Origin of the sequence: Phaeobacter sp. JH20_26 (assembly GCF_048056275.1) — a bacterium.
Lineage (GTDB): Bacteria > Pseudomonadota > Alphaproteobacteria > Rhodobacterales > Rhodobacteraceae > Phaeobacter > Phaeobacter bryozoorum.
The window spans coordinates 1-5,425 of record NZ_JAYMWL010000023.1 but is presented as its reverse complement, the minus strand read 5'-3'; the positions used below and the strand labels follow the sequence as shown (position 1 = coordinate 5,425).

General features: G+C 53.2%; 2 tRNA genes and 3 rRNA genes. All 5 read right to left on the bottom strand.

The features are described 5' to 3' along the window. Window positions 1-31 precede the first annotated feature (31 nt). Window positions 32-146, bottom strand: a 5S ribosomal RNA gene (gene rrf, locus VWY60_RS17900). 111 nt (window positions 147-257) lie between these two features. Beyond that, a 23S ribosomal RNA gene (locus VWY60_RS17895) occupies window positions 258-3,131 on the bottom strand. 417 nt (window positions 3,132-3,548) lie between these two features. Continuing rightward, window positions 3,549-3,625 (bottom strand) — tRNA-Ile (locus VWY60_RS17890). Between the two features lie 25 nt (window positions 3,626-3,650). Continuing rightward, window positions 3,651-3,726: transfer RNA gene (locus VWY60_RS17885), tRNA-Ala, on the bottom strand. Between the two features lie 193 nt (window positions 3,727-3,919). Continuing rightward, a 16S ribosomal RNA gene (locus VWY60_RS17880) occupies window positions 3,920-5,383 on the bottom strand. The 16S, 23S and 5S rRNA genes sit together here with 2 tRNA genes alongside, the layout of an rRNA operon. Window positions 5,384-5,425: the final 42 nt, after the last annotated feature.

Genomic DNA, 5,425 nt, shown 5'->3' with positions numbered 1-5,425 from the left:
GTTATCGTTTAGAGTTTATGGATTTTACTAGGTTTGGCGGTGACCTACTCTCCCACGCCTTAAGACGCAGTACCATCGGCGCAACAGTGCTTAACTTCCGGGTTCGGGATGGGACCGGGTGTTTCACTTGCGCTATGACCACCAAACCGAGGAAAATCCATATTGACGATCTTTGTGAGAGATCGTCGAGATACAATCGCGATGAAGTCCAAGTTTGTTTTGCTTTTGGTTCATTGTGTCACTGCCTGTTACTGGAACAGATCAAGCCTATCGGGCGATTAGTACCGGTCAACTGAATGCATTGCTGCACTTACATCTCCGGCCTATTGACGAGGTGGTCTACCTCGGCCCTCAGGGATACCTTGTTTTGAGGGGGGCTTCCCGCTTAGATGCCTTCAGCGGTTATCCTGTCCGATCATAGCTACCCTGCACTGCTGCTGGCGCAACAACAGGTCCACCAGTGGATCGTTCACCCCGGTCCTCTCGTACTAGGGGCAACTCCTCTCAAGTATCCTACACCCACGGCAGATAGGGACCGAACTGTCTCACGACGTTCTAAACCCAGCTCACGTACCTCTTTAAACGGCGAACAGCCGTACCCTTGGGACCTGCTCCAGCCCCAGGATGAGATGAGCCGACATCGAGGTGCCAAACACTGCCGTCGATATGGACTCTTGGGCAGTATCAGCCTGTTATCCCCGGCGTACCTTTTATCCGTTGAGCGATGGCCCTCCCACTTGGGACCACCGGATCACTATGGCCGACTTTCGTCTCTGCTCGACTTGTCAGTCTCGCAGTCAGGCTGGCTTCTGCCATTGCACTCAACGAGCGATTTCCGACCGCTCTGAGCCAACCTTCGCGCGCCTCCGTTACGCTTTAGGAGGCGACCGCCCCAGTCAAACTACCCGCCACGCAGGGTCCCGGATCCGGATAACGGACCGCGGTTAGATATCAAGAGTGCGAAGGGTGGTATCTCAAGGGAGGCTCCACCGGAACTAGCGTTCCGGTTTCGATGCCTACCACCTATCCTGCACATCACAATCCTGATACCAGTGCGAAGCTGTAGTAAAGGTGCACGGGGTCTTTCCGTCTAACCGCGGGAAGCCTGCATCTTGACAGGCAATTCAATTTCGCTGAGTCGATGTTGGAGACAGCGGGGAAGTCGTTACGCCATTCGTGCAGGTCGGAACTTACCCGACAAGGAATTTCGCTACCTTAGGACCGTTATAGTTACGGCCGCCGTTTACCTGGGCTTCAATTCGGAGCTCTCACCCCTCCTTTTAACCTTCAGGCACCGGGCAGGCGTCAGACCCTATACGTCGTCTTGCGACTTCGCAGAGCCCTGTGTTTTTAATAAACAGTCGCCACCCCCTGGTTTGTGCCCCCAGCTCCAAGTTGCCTTGGAACCGGGCCTCCTTCTCGCGAACTTACGGAGGTATTTTGCCGAGTTCCTTCAACATCGTTCTCTCAAGCGCCTTGGTATTCTCTACCAGTCCACCTGTGTCGGTTTAGGGTACGGTCTCATGGAGGGCTATTTCCAGGGACTGATCAGCAGCCCATTCAATCCGATAAGGATGAACTACCTTCACAATCCGTCACATCCTCCTGGCCTAGGAATATTAACCTAGTTCCCATCGGCTACGCCTTTCGGCCTCGCCTTAGGGGCCGGCTTACCCTGCTCAGATTAGCTTTAAGCAGGAACCCTTGGACTTTCGGCGAGAGTGTCTCTCACACTCTTTGTCGCTACTCATGTCATCATTCTCGCTAGTGATCTCTCCACGGGATCGCTCACGCGCCCGCTTCATCGAAAGCTCCGTGCGTCCAAGACCTTCCAGAGGAAGGTTAAAGACGCATGGAACTATGTCACACTACGCTCTGCTACCATGCACTATGTGCATCCTAAGCTTCGGCTCATGGCTTGAGCCCCGTTACATCTTCGCCGCAGGACGTCTTAATTAGACCAGTGAGCTGTTACGCTATCTTTAAAGGATGGCTGCTTCTAAGCCAACCTCCTGGTTGTTTTGGACATCCCACCTGCTTTCCCACTTAGCCATGAATTAGGGGCCTTAGCTGTAGGTCAGGGTTGTTTCCCTCTCCACTACGGACGTTAGCATCCGCAGTGTGTCTGCCATCTAGTACTCCCGGGTATTCGGAGTTTGGTTAGGATCAGTAAGCCTGTGGGGCCCCATTACCCATCCAGTGCTCTACCCCCCGGGGTATTCGGATGACGCTCTACCTAAATAGATTTCGCAGAGAACCAGCTATCTCCGAGTTTGATTGGCCTTTCACCCCTAGGCACAGCTCATCCCGATCCTTTTCAACGGATGTGGGTTCGGTCCTCCAGTGCATGTTACTGCACCTTCAACCTGGCCATGCCTAGATCACTCGGTTTCGGGTCTGATCCCACGAACTCATGCGCCCTATTAAGACTCGCTTTCGCTGCGCCTACACCTAACGGCTTAAGCTTGCTCGTGAGACCAAGTCGATGACCCATTATACAAAAGGTACGCTGTCAGCCCTCAAGGGGCCTCCAACTGATTGTAGGCGTTCGGTTTCAGGTACTGTTTCACTCCCCTCGTCGGGGTGCTTTTCACCTTTCCCTCACGGTACTGGTTCGCTATCGGTCAGTAAGGAGTACTTAGCCTTCGAAGGTGGTCCTCCGATCTTCAGACAGGATTTCACGTGTCCCGCCCTACTTAATACGTCCTATCATGCTTCATATACGGGGCTATCACCCACTATGGCTGTGCTTCCCAACACATTCTATTCACACTCAAGGCTCGGCTGGTCCCCGTTCGCTCGCCGCTACTAGGGGAGTATCATATTGATGTCCTTTCCTCCGGGTACTTAGATGTTTCAGTTCCCCGGGTTTGCTCTTAAAACCCTATGTATTCAGGTCTTAAGTACCTGATTAAGCTCATTATTGATGTCCTACCGCTTTGCTACTTGAGGACAGGCCTCTCATAGCAGACTGCAGGGTCACAATAACAAACTGTCAGGTGGGTTCCCCCATTCGGAAATTCATGGATCAAAGCCTATTCTCAGCTCCCCATGACTTATCGCAGAGTATCACGTCCTTCATCGCCTCTTACTGCCAAGGCATCCACCAAACGCCCTTCTCGCGCTTGATCTGGTCCAGAAAAAGACAGTGAACTGTCACGCCACAGAAGCTGGTAAGAAACTGTGGCCTTATTCTGAACCAAAAGCATACTTTCCCGCTCACTTCATAGAAGTGAACATTGGTTCATAAACCTCGCGGAATATGAACCGGGTTAGTGTACTTGACTTGGACAACACTGTGGTTTCAATCCGGCAGACCCTCGCGCGCCCGAGGAAAAGGGCGGATGCAAAGGCTCGCATCAGACCACATAAGTGGCCGTCAGCACCAAACTGAGGTCGATCCCTCACGCGGGTGACCAACAGTGTTGTTGATTGTATCTCTCTAAACGATGTCAATGTGATCAACCTTCCCGAAGGAACATCGATCCGGTCCGATTGGACGGTTAAACATCTCAGGATGCTTAACGATCAAATCGTCTCTTGCAGAATGGTGGGTCGAGGAGGACTTGAACCTCCGACCTCACGCTTATCAGGCGTGCGCTCTAACCACCTGAGCTACCGACCCATTCTATGTGGGCCGTTCGCATGAGTGGTGGAGCCTAGGAGGATCGAACTCCTGACCTCCTGAATGCAAATCAGGCGCTCTCCCAGCTGAGCTAAGGCCCCTTGCTAGATCTCGCCCCAAGGCAAGATCATGACAGTTCTGAAGAGATATGAGGACGGCCTGGTCCTGTTTAGTGTCCTACCGCGCGGAGCGCTACTTGAGGACCTAAACGATGTGATCAGTTTTGATTACTGATCTTATGCTAAGTGTATCACGAGACAGAGCAAGCTCTGATCTAGCTAGATACATCCTTAGAAAGGAGGTGATCCAGCCGCAGGTTCCCCTACGGCTACCTTGTTACGACTTCACCCCAGTCGCTGAGCTCACCGTGGTCCGCTGCCCCCATTGCTGGTTGGCGCACGGCCTTCGGGTAAACCCAACTCCCATGGTGTGACGGGCGGTGTGTACAAGGCCCGGGAACGTATTCACCGCGTCATGCTGTTACGCGATTACTAGCGATTCCGACTTCATGGGGTCGAGTTGCAGACCCCAATCCGAACTGAGACAGTTTTTTGGGATTAACCCATTGTCACTGCCATTGTAGCACGTGTGTAGCCCAACCCGTAAGGGCCATGAGGACTTGACGTCATCCACACCTTCCTCCCGCTTATCACGGGCAGTTTCCCTAGAGTGCCCAGCCGAACTGCTGGCAACTAAGGATGTGGGTTGCGCTCGTTGCCGGACTTAACCGAACATCTCACGACACGAGCTGACGACAGCCATGCAGCACCTGTCACTCGGCCACCGAAGTGGAAACCAGATCTCTCTGGCGGTCCGAGGATGTCAAGGGTTGGTAAGGTTCTGCGCGTTGCTTCGAATTAAACCACATGCTCCACCGCTTGTGCGGGCCCCCGTCAATTCCTTTGAGTTTTAATCTTGCGACCGTACTCCCCAGGCGGAATGCTTAATCCGTTAGGTGTGTCACCAACAAGCATGCTTGCTGACGACTGGCATTCATCGTTTACGGTGTGGACTACCAGGGTATCTAATCCTGTTTGCTCCCCACACTTTCGCACCTCAGCGTCAGTATCGAGCCAGTGAGCCGCCTTCGCCACTGGTGTTCCTCCGAATATCTACGAATTTCACCTCTACACTCGGAATTCCACTCACCTCTCTCGAACTCAAGACCAGGAGTTTTGGAGGCAGTTCCAGGGTTGAGCCCTGGGATTTCACCCCCAACTTTCTGATCCGCCTACGTGCGCTTTACGCCCAGTAATTCCGAACAACGCTAACCCCCTCCGTATTACCGCGGCTGCTGGCACGGAGTTAGCCGGGGTTTCTTTACCAGATACTGTCATTATCATCTCTGGCGAAAGAGCTTTACGACCCTAAGGCCTTCATCACTCACGCGGCATGGCTGGATCAGGCTTGCGCCCATTGTCCAAGATTCCCCACTGCTGCCTCCCGTAGGAGTCTGGGCCGTGTCTCAGTCCCAGTGTTGCTGATCATCCTCTAAAACCAGCTATAGATCGTAGACTTGGTAGGCCGTTACCCCACCAACTATCTAATCTAACGCGGGCCGATCCTTCTCCGATAAATCTTTCCCCCGAAGGGCGTATAAGGTATTACTCACCGTTTCCAGTGGCTATTCCTTAGAGAAGGGCACGTTCCCACGCGTTACTAACCCGTCCGCCGCTCACCCCGAAGGGCGCGCTCGACTTGCATGTGTTAGGCCTGCCGCCAGCGTTCGTTCTGAGCCAGGATCAAACTCTCAAGTTGAAAAGCACTTACATGCTTATCCTTGACGTTCGAACCTCTGCA